A 19,770-nucleotide genomic window follows, 5' to 3' on the forward strand; every position below is an offset into this window, starting at 1 on the left:
ATGAAACTTAGCAATATAATAGTGGCTGTAGGTGCTGCCAGTGCAACCTTTCTTGCTATTACCAACCGAGAAAAAATTTCAAAAGAAGTCAAGGAGACACAACAACTCCTGACTGATATTCAGACCAGCAAATCGAATATCCAGCATCAACTAGCCATTATCCAAAGTTTTCAAAAACCTTTGCAAGAATTAACAGCTGATCTCCAGTATAAAACACGCATCTACCAACAAAGTATAGCAGGCAACTTACAAGAGATCAAAACTATCCAAGAAAAATACGCTTCAAAAGACCCCCAAAAATAATAGAAATCTGGGTAAAAAGTCTTAATACAAAAAAATAGCTTTGAATTACGTTATCAAAAACGTTGATTCAAAGCTATTTTTGTTATGCAAATTTAAATCATAGTGAGTTTTGCCCGATTTCTTTAACGATAGTATCTGAGCTTATTCCCCTTCTGAACTATAGGTATCTGTAGTTGTGGCTTCTGAATTCATCTCTGCTGTCGTATCATATGTGGTCGAATCTTCAGTTGACGTTTGGACCCAAGGACTTGCTTCAAGCACCAATTCATTTGTATATGCATTATATACATTAACTGGACTTGGAAGGTACATCATACTTTCATTCACTTGAACATTTGTCACTAAATCAGTAGCAGTTGGTTGCCCAATCGATGCTTTCAAAACATTTTGCATTTCCAACAGATGCTCACTAGTAGGCAATTGATAGCTGAGTTCGTTAATCATCTGATCCTCACCCTGCAATTGATACGATTCCAGATTAGATAAAGCATCTTTATAACCCAGAAGCGATGGTATAGTCGAAGTCGTAATTTCAATATTTGTCCGCATATTATTTGAAATAGCTGTCAGAATTTTTTTGTATTGTGTTAATCCATCTAAATTTAACAACTTCTTCACGATAGCGGTAATCACTTCTCGTTGCCGTCTTTGCCGACCTATATCACCTTCAGGGTCATCATAACGCATTCGGGAATAAACCAATGCTTGATTACCATTTACTAATGATTTTCCTTCCGGAACAACTGCAGTATAAGCTGGTTCATGTTCCGAAATTGAGATTGGGAATCCCAAAGTATTATTTACTTCGATTCCACCAATTGCATCAACCAATTCAACAAGACCATCCATATTAATCTCAACATAGCGATCAATGGTAATATCCATCATTTTTTCAATCGTCGCAATTGCCATCGGAGCTTGTCCATAGCTATAGGAATGATTTAGTTTTTCAATTGTCCCACTGGATGTACCATCTGGCTCTGCAATTTCAACCATGATATCTCTCGTCAGACTCATCATTGTAGTAGTGTTTGTAGTTGGATTGAGCGTAACAAGAATCATAGAGTCACTACGGCCATCCTCCCATTGTCCCCCGCGAGAAGCCTGGTCCATATCAACCCCCATCAACAAGATGGTTAATGGTTCTGTCGCATCAATTGGTTGAATCGAATCATCATTATTATCCAAAGATTTAAATGTTTTTGAAATTTCCCCGAGCGAAAAGCCCAATAAACTATTGCCGTAAACTCCAGCGGCTACCACTGTCAATAAGAAAATCGACAAGGACATCAAGACTATTTTTTTCCAAATTTTCATAGATCACCAATCAACATACCCATATAATAGAGATCTAGCCATTCCCCTTGATCAGTTCTAGCTCCTCTATATTGAGTTCCTTCTATCTGAAATCCTAATTTTTTATAAAGATGTACTGCAGCTTGATTGCGAATTTGGACTGTCAACTCTAATCGGCTCAGCAAACCAATTTCCCGTACCCAATGCAAAACTTCTTCTAAGAGTATAGTGCCAATTCCATGACCCCAATATTCTTTCTTAACTGCAATAAAGATATTTCCAATATGGCTAATTCGAAATTGTTTAGAAGACTTAACAGTTATTGCACCTATAACCTCATTCTCTAGTTTTGCCAGCAAATGGATTTCCCTAGGATTTTCAATCCCAGCCGCAAAAATCGTTTCCATCTGCTCTTGATGATATGCAAAATCCGTTTCGTCCATGACCAAGAAATCTGTTTCTGAGGCTACTTGATGCATAAAATGGATAAACGCCTGCGCATCACTGGGATCTGCTTCACAAAATTCAATCTCTTTTCTACGCATTTGGAATCTCCGAAAGTAAACTTTGGCTTTGTCTTCCAAAGGCTTCAAAAGACAGAGAGCGACCTTCTTCAACCTTTTCAATGTAAATTCTTAGATAATCATCGAACAAAGTTAAATCCAATAACTCTCCCCATTCGATGACAGTAATGCCGTCACCAAAAAGAAAATCATCCAAATCAATAGAGTCAGGATCATCTCCAATTCGATAAACATCTAAATGAAATAACGGTAGACGTCCTTCATATTCGCGTACAATAGTATAGGTTGGACTTTTAATCATTTGCTCAATGCCAAGACCCTTCGCAATACCTTTTACCAATGTTGTTTTTCCAGCACCAAGATTTCCAGATAACAGTATCACTTGTCCCGCTTGACAAACACTACCGAGGTTTTCACCAATTGAAATCAATTCATTTTCATTTCGACTTAACATACATTCCATTATACCATAGGCCAATTTGTTTGTCATAAGCAGACCAGAAAATCCCAAACGAAAGCGAAAAAATCGTGAGCATGATCACATACTCACGATTCATTTTTATTCAACACTGAACAGATATGGGTAGACTGGCTGATCTCCTTGGTGGATTTCAACTTCGACGTCTTCAAATTGTTCTTCTAATTTTTCAGCTACGGCTTGAGCTAATTCTTTGTCACCTTCTTCGCCAAGATAGATAATAACAATTTCACTATCTTCATCAAGCATTCTTTCAAATGTTGATTCAAGGGTCTCCATCATATCTGGATTAGATACAACAATTTTTCCATCAACCATACCAAGATTATCATTTTCATGAATTTCAAGACCATCAATTGTTGTATCACGAACAGCTGTCGTAATGCTACCACTTTTCACATCAGCTAGTGAGGCTGTCATGGCTTGTGCATTACTGTCCAAATCACGACTAGGATCAAATGCCAACAAACTTGTAAAACCTTGTGGAAGGGTCTTAGTTTCTACAACTTTTACAGCAACTTCCGCCACTTCAGCTGCAGACTGAGCTGCCATTAAAATATTTTTGTTGTTCGGTAGTAAAATTACATTACGCGCATTGACCAAATCAATAGCTTTCAAGAAGTCTTCTGTTGATGGGTTCATGGTTTGACCACCAGAAATGACATAGTCAACACCTTGTGATTTGAAAATCTCAGTTAACCCTTCCCCAGCTGCTACAGCAATAATAGCATATTCTTTTTGCTCAGCTGGTTTTTGGAAAGAACCCTCTTTCTCAACTTGCGCTTCATGTTGCTCACGCATATTATCCACTTTAACTTTAACCAAGCTACCATATTGAAGACCAGCCTGCATTACCAAACCAGGATCTTCCGTGTGAACATGTACTTTTACAATCTCATCATCGTTGACAACTAGGAGTGAATCACCCAGGTCATTGAGATAATTACGGAATTCTTCATAGTCAAATTCTTTAACATAAGTAGGACCTTGGCGTAGAGCTACCATGATTTCTGTACAATAACCATAAGTGATATCTTCCGTTGCAACGTGACCAGCTACAGACTTGTGGTGCTCAGCATTGATCATCTCTGACATAACTGCTGGAGTCGCCTCAAAGTCTTCAGAAGCAATGTACTCACCTGTAAGAGCTGACAAGAAACCTTCATAAATATATACAAGTCCTTGACCGCCTGAATCGACAACTCCAACCTCTTTCAAGACCGGAAGCATATCAGGTGTTTTCTTTAGGGCGCGATTAGCACCGTCCAGTGTTGCGCGCATAACCTCAATTGCATCGTCTGTTTCTTCAGCTTTTTTGAGCGCTGCAGTTGCGGCACCACGAGATACAGTAAGAATAGTACCCTCAACAGGTTTCATAACAGCTTTATAAGCTACCTCTACACCATGTTGAAAAGCCTGTGCTAAATCCTTACCATCCAATTCAACCTTACCCTTAACAGATTGACCGAAACCACGGAATAACTGAGATGTAATAACACCAGAGTTCCCACGCGCTCCCATTAGCAATCCTTTGGACAAAATTTGTGCAGCTTCACCTACTGTAGAAGCAGGCTTATCCGCAACTTCCTTAGCACCATTTGTAATGGTCATCCCCATATTGGTACCTGTATCCCCATCTGGTACAGGGAATACGTTTAGTGAGTTGACATATTCAGCTTGTTTATTCAGACGAGTTGATGCAGCCTGCACCATTCCTTGAAATAAACTAGTAGTAATTTTAGACACAATTATTCTCCTACGACTTTAATATTTTGGATAAAAACATTAACGGCATCAACAGAGATACCCAATTGACTCTCCAAGTTAAACTTCACGCGTTCTTGGATATTGCGAGATACTTCACTGATTTTTACACCATAACTCATCACAGTATAAACATCGACTGCAATACGACCATCTTCTAAAGTCTTGATAACAACACCTTTGGAATAGTTTTCTTTTCTCAAAAGAGCCTGAAAATTGTCCTTAATCGCAGATTTACTAGCCATCCCAACAACACCGAAAATTTCAGTCGTAGCACCGCCGACAACTGTGGCAATCACGTCATCAGTCAATTCAATTTGGCCGTCTTTTGTATTGATCTTTACAGTCATATTCCTTACCTCAAATAGTTTTATCACTCCATTTTACCATATTTTCAGTATTCTGTAAAAAACAAGCTTGTGACATCTGATATCTTCTTGTGTTCTGAAGTATAATTCTTCTATATCTGAAAGAATGAGTAGCAACCCCATGCTTTCTAACAGTCTATCTCTATCATCTGCACTTTTGACGTATATTCCTCTCAGCTTTTATAAAATTGAGTTCTGTTTCAAAAAAAATTGAGGTAGCTAAGAATCAACTTAGCAACCTCAATCCTATCAGCCAGTTTTAGTTGGCAAATCTAATTATCTCCGAGAAGGTACTTTCAAAAATTGTTGCACGAATAAGGAAAGATATTATTTAATCCGACCCGGACGTTCTTTGTAACCGTAGTAAGCGTCATTCATGATTTCTTCCATATCTGCTACCATTGGCAAGCGTGGGTTAGCAGGTGAACATTGGTCTTCATATGCTAGAAGAGCCAATTCATGAGTGTATTTCTTCCATTCTTGTTCGTCAATACCTTGATCTTTAAAGTTCATCTTGATACCAACTTTTTCACCCAATTCGTAAACTGCTTTAGCATAAGCTGCAACAGCTTCTTCTGGAGTAGAATGTGGTAAACCTAACATACGAGCGATGTCTTGGAATTTTTCATCCGCTTTCCAGTAGTTGTACTTAGGCCATGTAGTTGTCTTAGACGGACGAGTACCATTGTAACGGATAACGTATGGCAACAAGATTGCGTTTGTACGTCCATGAACTGTGTGGAAGCGACCACCAATCTTATGGGCCATAGAGTGGCTCATACCCAAGAAGGCATTTGCAAAAGCCATACCAGCCATTGTAGAAGCGTTGTGGATTTTTTCACGTGCTTCTGGATCACCAGTCAAGACTGATTTTTCAAGATATTGGAATACCAACTTAATTGTTTGAAGGGCAATACCATCAGTGTAGTCGTTCGCAAAGTTAGAAGTGTATGCTTCTGTCGCATGAGTCAATACGTCCATACCAGTATCAGCTGCGATGAAGGCTGGAACTGACTCTACCAATGCTGGGTCTACGATTGCAATTGTTGGTGTTAATGAGTAGTCAGCAAGTGGGTATTTGCGGTTGTTTTTCTTATCAGAAATAACGGCAAACGGTGTTACTTCTGAACCTGTACCAGATGTAGTTGGGATACCGATGTATTTAGCTTTTTGACCCAATGATGGGAATTTGAAGGCACGTTTACGGATATCCATGAATTTTTGAACAAGGTCACGGAAGTCGATTTCTGGTTGTTCATAGAAGAGCCACATTACTTTAGCAGCATCCATTGGTGAACCACCACCGAGCGCAATAATTGTATCCGGTTGGAACGCACGCATTACTTCAGCACCGCGTTCAACTGTTGTAATATCTGGATCTGGTTCAACATCTGAGAAGACTTGAATAGTCACTTGATTTGAACGAGCATTCAATTGATCGATGACACGTTGAACAAAACCAAGACGTTCGATTGATTTGTCTGTTACGATCATAACACGTTCAAGGCCTTCTGCTGTTTGAAGGTATTGAATAGAGTTACGTTCGAAGTAAATTTTTGAAGGAACTTTAAACCATTGCATATTATTTCTACGTTTCCCTACTTTCTTGATGTTAAGAAGGTTGATAGCAGATACGTTATCACCAACTGAGTTACGTCCATATGAACCACATCCGAGTGTTAATGATGGAATAAATGCATTATAAACGTCACCGATACCACCAAAAGTAGAAGGTGAGTTCCAGATAATACGCATTGCTTTCATTTCAGTACCGAAACGTTTTGCAAGTTCTTCATCTTTAGTGTGGATTGCAGCAGAGTGTCCAAGACCGTTGAACTCTACCATTTGACGAGCTTTTTTAAGACCATCTTCTACGTCTTCAGCTTTCAATACAGCAATTACTGGAGAAAGTTTTTCACGTGTAAGAGGCTCATTTGGTCCAACTTCAGCACATTCAGCAGCCAAGATATTTGTTCCTTCTGGAACTTTGAAGCCTGCTTGTTCCGCAATCCATGCAGCTGGTTTACCAACGATATCAGCATTCAATTTACCTTCTGCACAGTTTTTGCTATTTGCTTTTACACCGAAGCAGTACTCTTCAAGGAGAGCTTTTTCTTTTTTGTTAACAAAGTAAGTTTTGTATGATTTAAATTCTTCAACGAATTCATCATAAATTTCTTTGTCGATGATAACTGCTTGCTCAGAAGCACATACCATACCGTTGTCAAATGATTTAGACATAACGATATCGTGAGCTGCTTGACGAATATCTGCAGATTTTTCAATATATGCTGGTACGTTACCTGCACCAACACCAAGAGCTGGTTTACCACATGAATACGCTGCACGTACCATTGCGTTACCACCTGTTGCCAAGATAGTTGAGATACCATCGTGGTTCATGAGTGCATTTGTAGCAGCAATAGATGGCTCAGTAATCCATTGGATACAGTTTTCAGGGGCACCTGCTTTTACAGCAGCTTCATAAACGATACGTGCTGCATGTGCAGAAGATTCTTGTGCAGATGGGTGGAAACCAAATACGATTGGGTTACGAGTTTTAAGTGCGATAAGTGATTTGAAAATAGCTGTTGAAGTTGGGTTAGTTGTTGGAGTAACACCACAGATAACACCGACAGGTTCTGCAATTTTTGTCAAACCAGTAATAGGATCATCTTCGATAACACCAACTGTTTTTACACCGCGCATGTTATTTACAACGTGTTCACACGCAAACAAGTTTTTTGTAGCTTTGTCTTCAAAGACACCGCGACCTGTTTCTTCTACAGCGTGTGCTGCCAAGATACCATGAGCATCAAGCGCTGCTACAGATGCTTTCGCAACGATGTAGTCAACTTGTTCTTGGTTCAATTTGCGAAACTCATCCAAGGCTACCAAACCTTTTTGAACAAGTTCGTCAACATGTTTTTGAGCTGCCACCAATTTTTCTTCAGGTGATACTACTTTCTGTTCAGCCATTTTAGTCCTCCATTTATAAAACAGATGTTTGTTAATTTTTTCACATGTTTATAATACAACAACTTTTTAATTTTGTAAAGCGTTTTTGTTAATTTTTTCACAATTTTTTCGCAAAATCCGAATGAAGCGCTTTCATTTTTCGTTTTTGATAAACCATCTTCTTTCAAAGATGGCTCGTCAATACACTATCATAGGATACAACACTAATTTTCACTTAGTTTTTCTAAAATACTAGCAAATTCTGTTTTAACTATTTCAAGACTTGTTTCAACCTCTTGTCGAGTCTGGTTATTTTTCACCACGACTTGACCTGATTCGATTTCACTACCACCTAAGGTAATGATTGTCTTGGCTCCAAATACATCTGCTGACTTAAACTGGGCTTTGAGCTTGCGGTCAAGGTAGTCTCGCTCTGCTCGGAACCCTTGCTTGCGGATGGCTTGAACCAACTCAAGCGCTCCGCCATTGGCCTCCTGACCTAAAACTGCGATGTAAACATCTAGCTGAGTGTCGATCGGAAGCTCAATCCCTTGCTTTTCAAGTACGAGAATCAGACGTTCAATTCCCATGCCAAAGCCGAAGGCTGGTGTTTCTGGTCCACCAAAATAGCTAACCAATCCATCATAACGACCGCCGGCACAGATGGTCAAGTCACTGCCACCTACTTCGGTCATGAATTCAAAAATAGTATGGTTATAGTAGTCTAGACCACGTACCATATTCGTGTCGATTTCATATGATATGCCCAGATTATCTAGCATAGACTTGACTGCTTCAAAGTGAGCTATACTTTCCTGATCCAGATAGTCCAAGATGGATGGTGCATTTTCTACAGCAACCTTGTCTTCTTTTTCTTTTGAGTCTAACACGCGGAGAGGATTTTCTTCCAAACGGCGCTGGCTATCTTTAGACAGTTGATCCTTGAGCGGTGTCAGATAGTCAATCAAGGCTTGGCGATAGGCTGCGCGACTCTCTGGATTCCCCAAACTATTGAGATGCAAACGAACATCTTTAATCCCCAACTCTTCAAAGAAATGATAAGCCATGGCAATAATTTCTACATCTGTTGCTGGATTATTTGAGCCGAAGCACTCTACACCAATCTGATGGAACTGTCGGAGACGCCCCGCCTGCGGACGCTCATATCGGAACATGGGCCCCATATAGTAAAATTTTGCCGGTTTTTGCACTTCTGGAGCAAAGAGCTTATTTTCTACATAAGAACGAACAACGGGCGCTGTGCCTTCTGGACGAAGAGTAATATGACGTTCTCCCTTATCGTAAAAATCGTACATTTCCTTGGTCACAATATCTGTGGTATCGCCAACAGAGCGACTAATTACTTCGTAATGTTCAAAGATAGGTGTGCGAATTTCCGAAAAATTATACTGTTTAAAAATAGAACGTGCGAAATTTTCTACATATTGCCATTTGGCAGAGTCCTGTGGAAGTAAATCTTGCGTCCCTTTTGGTTTTTGTAGTTTCATAATAAAGTATATAAAGCCAACTTCTGACTAGAAAAGTTGTACTTATTCCTTTCCAAATTAAGTCATTACGACTCCAACTCTACCAGTCGAGCCTTGCAATCCTCCTTATTTTACCATAAAAGCTCTTTTATTTCTCAAAAAAGTGAAAAATATCTGTCAAGTAACTTTACTTTACAAAGAAGTTTTGATATACTGTTAAAGTTGACGAAAGTCATACTATAACTTTTAGATTTGAAGAGGGCTTTGCTCTCGTATTTTAATGGAGGAAAATAGAAATGGCAGTACCTGCACGTCGCACTTCAAAAGCGAAGAAAAACAAACGTCGTACTCACTATAAAGTAGCAGCTCCAACTGTGAAATTTGATGAAACTACTGGAGATTACTCACGTTCACACCGTGTATCTTTGAAAGGATACTACAAAGGACGTAAAATCGCTAAGGCTGCTTCAGCTGAATAATAGAAGGGAGATACCATGCGCGTAAATATTACACTTGAACACAAAGAATCTGGTGAACGCTTGTACCTTACTTCAAAAAACAAACGTAACACTCCAGACCGTCTTCAATTGAAAAAATACTCACCAAAATTGCGTAAACACGTGATTTTTACTGAGGTGAAATAGGGATTCACTACACGTCAATAGACAGTAGAAACCTTGATTTTATGCGATTTTTGAAATGTTGAATTTCAGTATATTGCATTGAAACTCAACCAAATGACTACATTTTTTGTGAAATAAAATTAGAAAAAGCACTCTAGCAGTATTGTTCGAGTGCTTTTTGATATTATTATCTAAACTAAATGCTTACAAATTATCAATCTCTAGATGCTATTAACGATTATTTGAGGTAGCATTAATTTTTTTTGAAAATATTACTAATAAATCTTCTTGCTTTATCATAGACATCATTATCAATATCTCTATATTTTGTAAATGTTTTTTCTACCCAAGCATTTCCATGCCCTTTTATTTCTGGTACAAGGCGCTCTATTTCTCCACATTCTAAAATAAAAACATTGTGTTCTGTTAAGAATTCTTTTATTTCATTGAATAATGCTACACACTCGCCTTGTGGAATAATATTTTTTCCGCCAGATTTTAAAAGCTTCAAACTACTAACATCTCTTAATATTGTTTTTATTCGTTCTGCTGCTTGTGGTGACATATATTTTTCATCGTTAAAAACTTGTTTAATTTCATTTTTTATCATTTCTTGAGTTTTAACTTGAGAATTCATTTCCATCTCAAAACTCTCTAAAAATTGCTTATGTTGTTTTTCTATCTTTTTATAACACTGAGACTCAATTGAACTTAGCAGTTGCTTTAAACTCTCTCTATTACTTATTAAATCAATATCAGCGATAATTTTATATTCAATATTTAATTCTTTTAACAATGGTACGATTTTTTTAAACTGCTCTTTTCCTCCGACTGCGCAAAACAAAGAATTTTGGTAAATTACTGAATCTTCATATTCTAGTATAGCAGAGTAAAATTTACAATCACTTTCATTCTCACACAATATCACTTGATTATAAAACAGTCCATTGAGTATATTTGTATACTTCAAATTTTTATCATTAGAGATCTCACTGATACTATCATTATTAATCAAACTGAATGTACTATCATTATCATGCCTATCTATTTTTATTATTTTAACTCTTGAAGAATCTTCTTCTAAAACACCTCTAATAAAATCAATGTTATGAGTTGAGATAAAAACTTGTTTATCGGTAGATAACCTAACTATATTTTTCCCTAATATCTTTGCTTGTGGTGGGTGCAAAAAAGTTTCAGGTTCATCAATTAGAAATAAAGAATGTTCGTTTACAATGAGAGATGCTAAGATAGCAACTGCATTTCTTATTCCATCTCCTTGATTATGTAAATCTTCTAATTTTTTTAATTTACTTAAACTATCACGTTTATTGGACTCAATAATACTGACAATCTCATTACTTTCACCAATTTTATATTTTTTTACCATGTTACCATCTAAGTAGTCTTCATGCACTTCAACGGATTTTTGAAAGCCTATACTAATAGCTTTATTCAAACTATTAATTGACTCAGAGTCTGTATCAAGTTTTTCCATAATTTTTAAATTTTGTTTATCAATCTCAAAATTAAATTTTATTGGTTTTGTAAGACCTAAACGATTTTCAGTTGATAAAAATGAAAACATTGCTTTATAAAAAATCTTTTCATTTTCAAGATTAATAAAATTATGGTCATAAAAGGTAAAAGAATCGTTATCATCTAAAAAGACATTATAGCCTCCATAACTTGATTTCGTTATGTTTCTTTCAAAATAGTCTCTGAGTTGTTCTTCAGAGAATCCTGTAGATTCATACTTAACATCTTTTACTAATAATTTTGCTTTTGTGCTCTCATTCAGATCTTCTCTTAAATCTTTCAAAGTACGACTTTTTCCAACATTATTAGGGCCAACCAACAATACTATATCATCTTTATTAAATTCCAATCTCTTTTCATTATTAAATACGATTTCTTTAACAACAATAGATGGAATATCATTATTTTCCTTCGCCATAATAACCACCTCTCATAAAACTTAGTTATAAACCATATATTCAAAAAAATCAAGTTTACCATATCATCAATAAACTTCTAATTTATATATCACAATGCAATTAGCATATCCAGTTATGATTCTTTAACATACTCGATAACATCTTCTACTTTACAGTCTAAAATAAAACAAAGAACATCTAATGTTTTTGTTGTTATAGCTTCTCCTTTTTTCATTCTATGAAGGGTATTAGCAGAAATGCCATGTTTAAATATTAATTCATATTCTGTCATATCTTTCTTATATAAAGTGTTGTAAAAAGGCTTATAGGAAATCAAACTAGTTCCTCTCTATTATTGGAAATTTATTTGATTTCAAATTATCATACTTAATGAATTGACTATACTTAATGTATTGAGTATAATCTGCTAAAAAGGAGAAAATAATGAAAAAATTTGCTACTAGTATTACTATGGGAGCAATCATTGATTATATCTTAAAAAATATGACTGCAGAAGATTTTATCGTTACAAAGGAACAACAGGAATTCTTATACCTATACCTGTGGTTACAATACTTAAGAACTGATGCTGGTAGAATCAATTTTGTTACAATGTATGAAAATATGCCTTTCTATAATCCTAGAACCTCACCTATCGAGTTAGAAGAAATACAAGCTAATAGAGTTAAGATTTTGAAATTTAACAAATTATTTAAACAAGAAAAAGTTTTAGAAACTTACTTGAAAAACTTCGAAAAACATGAAACAATGAATTTTCATATTGCAATTAGTGAGGAGAATCTATTAACCAGTGACAATCCAGTAATAGGTACCGATGAATGGAAACAAATTATTTTACCTATATGTCCATTTTTCTGTATTGAATTTATTGATAGTTCAATTGATAACGCTAAAACAATGTTTATCAAGTTAACTCCAGATAATATCAAATACTTAAATGAAGCAACCATCAATACCGCAAATTACTTCGTTATTTCAAATGAACCCTTTACTATACCTCAGAATACTTACTTATATAATCGATTTAAAAATAAGAATTGGACATTCGGTAGACCCCATTTTAATATACAAGACTTGAAAAAACCTTGAAATCAACGTTTCAAAGGCTTTTTTCTTTTGATTTTAGCAAAGCAACTGAATGTTAATGGATTGGAAAAGATTCCTACTTTCTGAATCGAAGCATCCACAAATAAAGCTGTTCTAAATAAATAATTGCATATTTGCTTTTTCACTATCGCCGATGAATGTGGCAACACCCCCATATTCGACAAAATCAAATAATTCTTCTTTTTCAATTCCCATCAAGTCCATGCTCATAGTACAAGCTACAAATTTTACACCTAGTTGATGTGCTTTCTCAATCATATCTGGGAGTGAATCAACATTTTTTTGCTTCATAATATGTTTGATCATTGCAGATCCCATTCCACCCATATTCATTTGAGAAAGTGGTAATGCATCCGCTCTTGAAGGCAACATCATATCGAACAGCTTAGCTAAACCTGACTTCTTCACCTTTTGTTTTTTCAAAATTGACAAGCCCCAGAAGGTGAAGAAAATAGTTACTTTTTTCCCGTATGCTGCTGCACCAGAAGCAATTATCATTGAAGCTATGGCTTTATCTAAATCACCACTGAATACAACCATCGTTGCTCCATCTTTTGTCTCTTGCAAGACTCCCTCTTGCCCTAGTGAAGGTAGATTTGTCGTTTCTATTCCAGAATTTTCAACCTTCCCTTTCGCGATTGAAGCAATAACTTTGCCATTTTCAATCCTGTTTGATAAGAGTGTGTTTCCCGTATTCTGGCACCATGCTTCAATATCAGCACTAAAGCCAAAATCACTTGCCTCGACCTCCATTTTTTGACCTATTGACATCTTATCAATATTTTCTTTCACTTTTAAGATTGGTCCAGGACACTGTAGTCCACAGGCATCTAAACGAATAGTTTCTGAGGCTTCATCACATTTTGCGCTCATATTCGTTGTCGGATTCTGATTTGATTCTTCAAAAATAATTGGTTTCAATTGATATTTTGCCATTTTGTAAGTTTTAAATCCCCCATCTAGATTTTTTACGTCAAAACCTGCTTGACTTAGAATTCGTGCTGCATTATAGCCACGATGTCCAACTTGGCAGAAGACATAGATCGTTTGATCTTTTGGTAACTCTTCTATTCGACGTCGCAATTGATTCAGTGGGATTTGATGACTTGATTCAATTGTCCCAGTCGCCAATTCAAAATCTTCTCGGACATCCAAGAAAAAGGCATTCTTACTAACCAAATCATCAACTTGAGACCATTGAAATGTGGCAACTTTACCTGAGAGAATATTATCTGCAGTATAGCCCAACATGTTAACCGGATCCTTTGCGGATGAATACGGTGGGGCATAGGCCAATTCAATACTAGCCAGTTGGTCCGCACTTGCCCCAAAACGCATTGCAGTCGCAATCACGTCAATGCGTTTTTCTACTCCTTCTGTGCCGATCGCTTGAGCTCCAAGAATTTTTCCATCTTTACCAAATAAGAGTTTGAGGGCAATTGGAGAAGCGCCTGGGTAGTAGCCAGCATGTGAATTTGGATGGATATGAATGATTTCGTATTCGATACCTGCTTGTTTTAATAAGCGCTCACTATTTCCGGTACTTGCCACCGTTAATTCGAACACCTTTGCAACAGCAGTACCCAGTGTTCCTAAATAGGATGCATCAGCACCGTTAATGATATCCGCAACAAGCCTTCCCTGCCGATTGGCTGGCCATGCAAGTGGGATATGGGTCGGCTGACCACTAACCAAATCCACAACTTCAATAGCGTCTCCAATAGCATAAATATCTTGATTACTAGTCTGCATCTGTTGATTTACTTTGATACCACCTTTAAAACCCAATTCTAAACCAGCAGACTCAGCCAAAGTGTTTTCAGGAAGAACACCGATAGATAAAATAGTTATATCGGACTGTAGAGTTTTTCCACTTGTTAAAAGTAACTCTTTACCATTATTTCGAAATTCTTTCAGACCGTCATTCAAAATCAAATCGACCCCATGGATATTTATCTGTGAATGAATCATTTGGGCCATTTCTATATCAATTGTAGGCATAACTTGAGGTGCCATTTCAATCAACTGAACTTGAATCCCTAATTCCACTAAATTTTCCATCATTTCAAGACCAATAAAACCGCCTCCAACGACTGTCGCAGTACGAATCTGATTCTCTGCAATAAAGGCCTTTATTTGGTCCATGTCCGGAATATTTCTTAAACTAAAAACATTTTCCGCTTCTGCCAAACCATCGATTGAAGGGACGATGGCTTTTGCACCTGTTGAAATGATGAGATTATCATAAGACTCAACATAACGTTCACCCGTTTGGTGATTCAGCACTGTTACACTTTTACTTTGTGGATTGATTTCAAGTACTTCAGAGAAGTTTCTGACATCTAGTCCATACTGTTGATTCATACCGTCAACTGTTTGAAGCAATAAATTTTCGCGCTCCTTAATGACACCGCCAACATGATAGGGTAGACCACAATTCGCGAATGAAATATATTCTCCCTTTTCAAATAGAACAATCTTATCCTCTTCATTTAAACGACGCAACCTCGTTGCAGCTGTCGCACCACCTGCCACACCGCCTATAATAACAATTTTTTTAGACATGGGATACTCCTAAATATTCTTTTTAAACATTATATACCCTTAGGGGTATATTGTCAATCTATTGCTTCATGTATACTCCATTTTCATTTCTAATATGATCAGCCATATGATTGAATACATGCGACCTATCAACAAAAAACTTCGCTCATCTAGGCGAAGTTTTTTGATTTATGATTTCCACAAAACGATGGGTAAATTGAGCTGTCATGCCCCAAAGGTTTTCAGGAAGTTGTTCATAAAATGGAATAGAGCGCTTTTGATGACTAAATGGATAGCTAATTCCTCCTCTTAATCGTTCAAAAGGAAAATCACATTCTGGAACGACTTTAGAATCCAATTGATAATAGACAGGTTGGATTGTCAGCAGGGTGGATAATGGCACTGTAAATATCCGAGCAACCTCTTCGTTAGGAACGATAGTCGTCCAATCCAGATTTAACCGACCTACAAAGCAATGAATGGTCGAGCGCTCAAAGACCAAATAATCGATTTCTCCAAGTATATCAATTTGTTCTGGTTGAATATTTAGTTCCTCCACAGCCTCCCGAACAGCTGCTTGCTGTGGTGTTTCACCTTCCTCAACTCCTCCACCGGGAAATGAGACTTCTCCAGGCTGAGAGATTGATTCACTGCGAACTTGATATAGAACCTGCCATTGATTCTCTGACCAAACCAATGGTAGGAGGACTGAAAAACATCGTTTTTCGCCTAAAGGTTGAGGAATATAATTTGCCAATAGGTCTTTCAATTGATTCGGCATCGCTTACTCCTTTTTGTACTAACTAGTGATTTGTTTCTATCATAACGAATTTACAGTTAGAATGCAAGAAGTTTGTCTCTAAGCATGAAATAAAAAAGAAGGAAATGACTCTCACTTCCCTTTTAACATGCCCATAATGCCACGAGTCACCACGCGCCCAACTTCCCGTCCGACCTGGCTCATCAGGTTCTTGGTAAAGCGGTCCATCATAGAATCTGTTTTGCGACTAGCTGGCTGACTAGTTTTTTGTGCAGCTTTAGCTGCTTCTTTCTGGGCTTTCTCTTCCATTTTTGCGGCTGCCTTAGCTTCTTTTTCTGCCTGTTTTTCCGCCTCGGCCTGCTCTGCTTTTTTGATGAGTTCGGCTTCTTTAGCCTCTGTCATGGCTAAAATCTGCTCATGGGCAGATTCACGGTTGACCGCGTCAGCATATTTTTCCATCAAAGAAGAGTTATTGATGACAGACAAGAGGGCGCTCGCCTCGACCGTTCCGAGCATACTCTTCGGTGGATAAATCAAAACTCGATCCGCAAAGCTTGGTGTGCCGTCTGCTTGAAGTGTAGACACAACAGCTTCCCCCACTTGCAACTCCTGAAGGACCTTAGCTAAATCCTTATCACCTTCTTGACGGAAGGTTTCGGCAACAGTCGCAACTGTTTTGAGCTCTTTTGGTGTAAAGGCGCGAAGACCGTGTTGGATGCGATTTCCCAGCTGGGCTGCCACGCTATCAGGAATATCCGTTGGATTCTGCGTTACAAAGAAAACACCTACACCTTTTGAACGAATCAAACGAACAATCAATTCAATCTTTTCAATAAGAACTTTTGGAGCATCTTTGAAGAGAACATGAGCCTCGTCAAAGAAGAAGACCATCTTAGGCTTGTCCAAATCGCCCACCTCAGGCAGCACTTCATAGAGTTCTGACAAAAGGCTGAGCAGGACTGTCGAATAAAGAGTTGGTTGATTGAACAGCTCAGTAGCTTGAAGGACGTTAATAACACCACGGCCATCTTCAGCTGTACGCATCAAATCAGCAATGTCAAGACTTGGCTCACCGAAGAAAATCTTACCACCTTGTTGCTCCAAAACGACCAGACTACGTAAGATAGCACCAACCGAACGAGCTGGAATATTCCCATAATATTGGCTCAGCTCTGCTGCATTTTCAGCTACAAAATTGAGCATAGCCCGTAGGTCCATTAAGTCAATCAAGAGAAGGCCACGCTCGTCTGCCACGCTGAAAACGATGTTCAAGATAGACTCCTGAGTATCATTCAAACCCAGTAAGCGCGTCAATAAGACAGGCCCCAGCTCTGAAATAGTCATGCGGACAGGAGTCCCATTTTCCCCAAAGACATCCCACAACTCAACTGGATAAGCAACAGGACTATAATCTGAATAGTAGGTCTTCTCCAGACGACTAGGATCAATCTCCTTGGTATTGGCCACAATCAAACTATTCAAGTCGCCCTTGATATCTGATAGGAAGACCGGAATGCCTGCATCACTCAACTGCTCTGCCAAGACCTTCAAGGTCACTGTCTTCCCTGTACCTGTCGCACCTGCGATGATGCCATGACGATTGAGTCGCATGAGCTGCATCTCCGCTCGACTGCTTCCATAACCAAAAGCAATAACATCTGACATATTCTAGCCTCTTTTCCGATTTTTTCTAGCTTTATTGTAGCATAGTTTCTAGGAAAATAGCAGAGCAGACAACCGAATCACCTCACTATCCACAAAACAAAAAGAAAAACCCGACGAATCGGGTTCACTATTAAAGATATAATAATTTGAAAAGTGCAATAGCGACAATTGCAGCAAGAATTGGAGCACATACACCAACCCAAGCATACCACCATTTTGAATCAGCCTTGTTTTCACCAAGAACAGATTTTGGAAGTAGAGCATGGACGATACGTGGACCAAGGTCACGCGCTGGGTTGAGACCAGGACCTGTTGGACCACCAAGAGCGGCAACAAGAGCCATAACTAGGAAACCAATACCAATGTGAGCAACAGCAAGTGAACCTGATGTATATGGCGCAACCATTGTTTCAGCAACTGTTTTGTCGTAACCTTGTTCAATGATTTTACCAACAAGCTCTGCACCAAAGAAATTCTTAGTCAACGCAAGTGCTCCGAAGAACAATACAAATGAACCAGCGAACTCATTTAAGAAGCCATTAATAGTTGCAGCTTTACGACTTTCTTTTGTACCATTGTCAAGCGCGCTGATTGTTGAGAACGAACCAAGAATGTGATTTGGATTTTCAGTTTTCAAGAAGTAAGGTTTGTATACTGCTACAACCACTAACTGACCAAACATTGCACCTAACAATTGAGCAACGATATACTGTGCAACATGTTCCCATGGGAAGAGGCCTGATACTGCCAATCCGAGGGTGAAGGCTGGGTTGATGTGGTTTCCAGAAACATTACCAAACATCAATGCTGGCATCATAACTGCCAAACCATAACCAATCGCAATCAGAATCCAACCAGAGTTGTTTCCCTTAGTGCCTTTAAGGTCAGCGTTTGCAACTGTACCATTACCGATGATAATAAGGAGTGCAGTCGCAATAAATTCAGTGATATATTTCACTGTCCATGTAACATCCATATTTTTCTAATTTTCCTTTCAAAAGTTGAATTTTTTTTGGACAACAACCATTTTATCAAGTATAATAAACAAAGTAAAGCCATTCGATAAAAAGAAAACGTTTACTCGAAAAAAGTAGTAGATAAAGTGAGGAGATTAGGATGGGAGCTACCCAAGATACACTACTATATACAATTGAAAAAAGCATCAAGAAAAAAGCAGATTTGTTTGAACACAGCTTTTCTGCCTACGCTGTTCGATCGATGTTAGCCAGCCTCTATCTAGGTTTGGGGATTGTCATTTCTCTTTATACGGCAGATAAACTAAACCACGTTGCAGAAGGACTCGGGAAGTTTAGTTATGGGTTGATGTTTGGTTGGGGACTACTCATGATTTTATATATGAATGCTGAACTTGGAACATCCAACATGATGTATATGACCGTAGCCATTCATCGAAAAACGATTCCTACTAAAACAGCCCTCAAGATGTTGGCAACCTGTATCCTTTTCAATTTCATCGGCGCTGTCCTTGTTTGTTACTTGGTCTCACTGACTCTACCTTATCAACACGTTGATGCTCATAGCTACCTATTTGAAGCGACAGTGACAAAACTAGAAAAAACACCTCTTACCCAGTTTATTGAAGGAATCTTTGCTAATATTGTTGTGAATATCGGCGTATTTACCTTCTTACGCATCAAAGATGATGCCGGACGTCTCATTTCCGTTATTTTCATCATCTTTATCTTTGCTTTCTTGGGATATGAGCACGTCATCGCAAACTTCTCTCTTTTCTCATTAGCCTTCTTCTCAAATGGTGGCCCAGTTGAAGGAATGAATCTATTAAGTGTATTAAGTAATTTCTTCTTTTCTGGACTAGGAAACTACGTGGGTGGCGGTCTCTTTATCGGACTTCTTTATAGTTGGTTGAATAATCAATCCAAACTTTATGTAGACTAAAATAACTACGGTTGGAAT

At 38.0% G+C, this 19,770-nt stretch carries 18 protein-coding genes; 5 read left to right on the forward strand and 13 right to left on the reverse strand.

Annotated features, from left to right (window positions below; genetic code table 11):
- A complete protein-coding gene (locus L6410_RS09575) occupies positions 1-303 on the forward strand; it encodes a hypothetical protein (RefSeq protein WP_024392612.1) in 303 nt (100 codons plus the stop codon).
- A gap of 141 nt (positions 304-444) precedes the next feature.
- Here the strand turns inward: L6410_RS09575 and lytR are convergent, their stop codons facing one another.
- The 7 genes from lytR to hisS all read right to left on the reverse strand — a co-directional run bounded on the left by lytR (position 445) and on the right by hisS (position 9,199).
- Complete coding sequence (gene lytR / locus L6410_RS09580) at positions 445-1,620, reverse strand: glycopolymer--peptidoglycan transferase LytR (RefSeq protein WP_024392611.1); 1,176 nt, start codon at positions 1,618-1,620, stop codon at positions 445-447.
- On the reverse strand, positions 1,617-2,144 hold the full coding sequence (locus L6410_RS09585) for a GNAT family N-acetyltransferase (RefSeq protein WP_024392610.1): 528 nt from the start codon (positions 2,142-2,144) through the stop codon (positions 1,617-1,619). The genes lytR and L6410_RS09585 overlap by 4 nt, the downstream gene beginning before the upstream one ends.
- Positions 2,137-2,577 carry a tRNA (adenosine(37)-N6)-threonylcarbamoyltransferase complex ATPase subunit type 1 TsaE gene (gene tsaE / locus L6410_RS09590; RefSeq protein ID WP_032512128.1) on the reverse strand — a complete coding sequence of 147 codons (441 nt, stop codon included), beginning with the start codon at positions 2,575-2,577 and terminating at the stop codon, positions 2,137-2,139. The genes L6410_RS09585 and tsaE overlap by 8 nt, the downstream gene beginning before the upstream one ends.
- 105 nt (positions 2,578-2,682) lie before the next feature.
- Complete coding sequence (locus L6410_RS09595; RefSeq protein WP_024392608.1) at positions 2,683-4,347, reverse strand: DAK2 domain-containing protein; 1,665 nt, start codon at positions 4,345-4,347, stop codon at positions 2,683-2,685.
- Positions 4,348-4,349: 2 nt separating this feature from the next.
- Entirely contained in the window at positions 4,350-4,715 is a 366-nt protein-coding gene (locus tag L6410_RS09600; protein WP_024392607.1) for an Asp23/Gls24 family envelope stress response protein, read from the reverse strand.
- A 345-nt stretch (positions 4,716-5,060) separates the two neighbouring features.
- Positions 5,061-7,712 (reverse strand): bifunctional acetaldehyde-CoA/alcohol dehydrogenase, encoded by a 2,652-nt coding sequence (gene adhE, locus L6410_RS09605; RefSeq protein ID WP_024392606.1) that lies wholly within the window; start codon positions 7,710-7,712, stop codon positions 5,061-5,063.
- A gap of 203 nt (positions 7,713-7,915) precedes the next feature.
- Entirely contained in the window at positions 7,916-9,199 is a 1,284-nt protein-coding gene (gene hisS / locus L6410_RS09610; protein ID WP_024392605.1) for a histidine--tRNA ligase, read from the reverse strand.
- A 275-nt stretch (positions 9,200-9,474) separates the two neighbouring features.
- On the opposite strand from hisS, the gene rpmF reads away from it, so the two are divergent.
- Together rpmF and rpmG are read left to right on the forward strand one after the other, a co-directional pair.
- A complete protein-coding gene (rpmF, locus tag L6410_RS09615) occupies positions 9,475-9,657 on the forward strand; it encodes a 50S ribosomal protein L32 (RefSeq protein WP_002937589.1) in 183 nt (60 codons plus the stop codon).
- Between the two features lie 15 nt (positions 9,658-9,672).
- Positions 9,673-9,822, forward strand: coding sequence for a 50S ribosomal protein L33 (gene rpmG, locus L6410_RS09620; RefSeq protein ID WP_002262412.1), 150 nt, complete (start codon positions 9,673-9,675; stop codon positions 9,820-9,822).
- A gap of 232 nt (positions 9,823-10,054) precedes the next feature.
- Here the strand turns inward: rpmG and L6410_RS09625 are convergent, their stop codons facing one another.
- Together L6410_RS09625 and L6410_RS09630 are read right to left on the reverse strand one after the other, a co-directional pair.
- Positions 10,055-11,758 (reverse strand): ATP-dependent nuclease, encoded by a 1,704-nt coding sequence (locus L6410_RS09625; protein ID WP_237395403.1) that lies wholly within the window; start codon positions 11,756-11,758, stop codon positions 10,055-10,057.
- 113 nt (positions 11,759-11,871) lie between these two features.
- Positions 11,872-12,075 carry a helix-turn-helix domain-containing protein gene (locus L6410_RS09630; protein ID WP_237395404.1) on the reverse strand — a complete coding sequence of 68 codons (204 nt, stop codon included), beginning with the start codon at positions 12,073-12,075 and terminating at the stop codon, positions 11,872-11,874.
- A gap of 107 nt (positions 12,076-12,182) precedes the next feature.
- Here L6410_RS09630 and L6410_RS09635 point away from each other — a divergent pair, with 107 nt between their 5' ends.
- A complete protein-coding gene (locus L6410_RS09635) occupies positions 12,183-12,848 on the forward strand; it encodes a DUF4238 domain-containing protein (protein WP_237395405.1) in 666 nt (221 codons plus the stop codon).
- Positions 12,849-12,959: 111 nt separating this feature from the next.
- Here the strand turns inward: L6410_RS09635 and L6410_RS09640 are convergent, their stop codons facing one another.
- From L6410_RS09640 to gla, 4 genes are all read right to left on the reverse strand, one after another.
- Positions 12,960-15,431, reverse strand: a complete 2,472-nt coding sequence (locus L6410_RS09640) for a CoA-disulfide reductase (protein ID WP_172040612.1) — start codon at positions 15,429-15,431, stop codon at positions 12,960-12,962.
- Positions 15,432-15,576: 145 nt separating this feature from the next.
- Positions 15,577-16,191 carry an NUDIX hydrolase gene (locus L6410_RS09645; RefSeq protein WP_024396976.1) on the reverse strand — a complete coding sequence of 205 codons (615 nt, stop codon included), beginning with the start codon at positions 16,189-16,191 and terminating at the stop codon, positions 15,577-15,579.
- Positions 16,192-16,302: 111 nt separating this feature from the next.
- Positions 16,303-17,835, reverse strand: coding sequence for a helicase HerA-like domain-containing protein (locus tag L6410_RS09650; RefSeq protein WP_237395406.1), 1,533 nt, complete (start codon positions 17,833-17,835; stop codon positions 16,303-16,305).
- A 130-nt stretch (positions 17,836-17,965) separates the two neighbouring features.
- A complete protein-coding gene (gene gla / locus L6410_RS09655) occupies positions 17,966-18,811 on the reverse strand; it encodes an aquaglyceroporin Gla (protein WP_024392589.1) in 846 nt (281 codons plus the stop codon).
- 140 nt (positions 18,812-18,951) lie between these two features.
- Here gla and L6410_RS09660 point away from each other — a divergent pair, with 140 nt between their 5' ends.
- Complete coding sequence (locus tag L6410_RS09660; RefSeq protein WP_172017835.1) at positions 18,952-19,752, forward strand: formate/nitrite transporter family protein; 801 nt, start codon at positions 18,952-18,954, stop codon at positions 19,750-19,752.
- The last annotated feature ends 18 nt before the right edge of the window (positions 19,753-19,770 follow it).

The organism is Streptococcus parasuis (assembly GCF_021654455.1).
GTDB lineage: Bacteria > Bacillota > Bacilli > Lactobacillales > Streptococcaceae > Streptococcus > Streptococcus parasuis.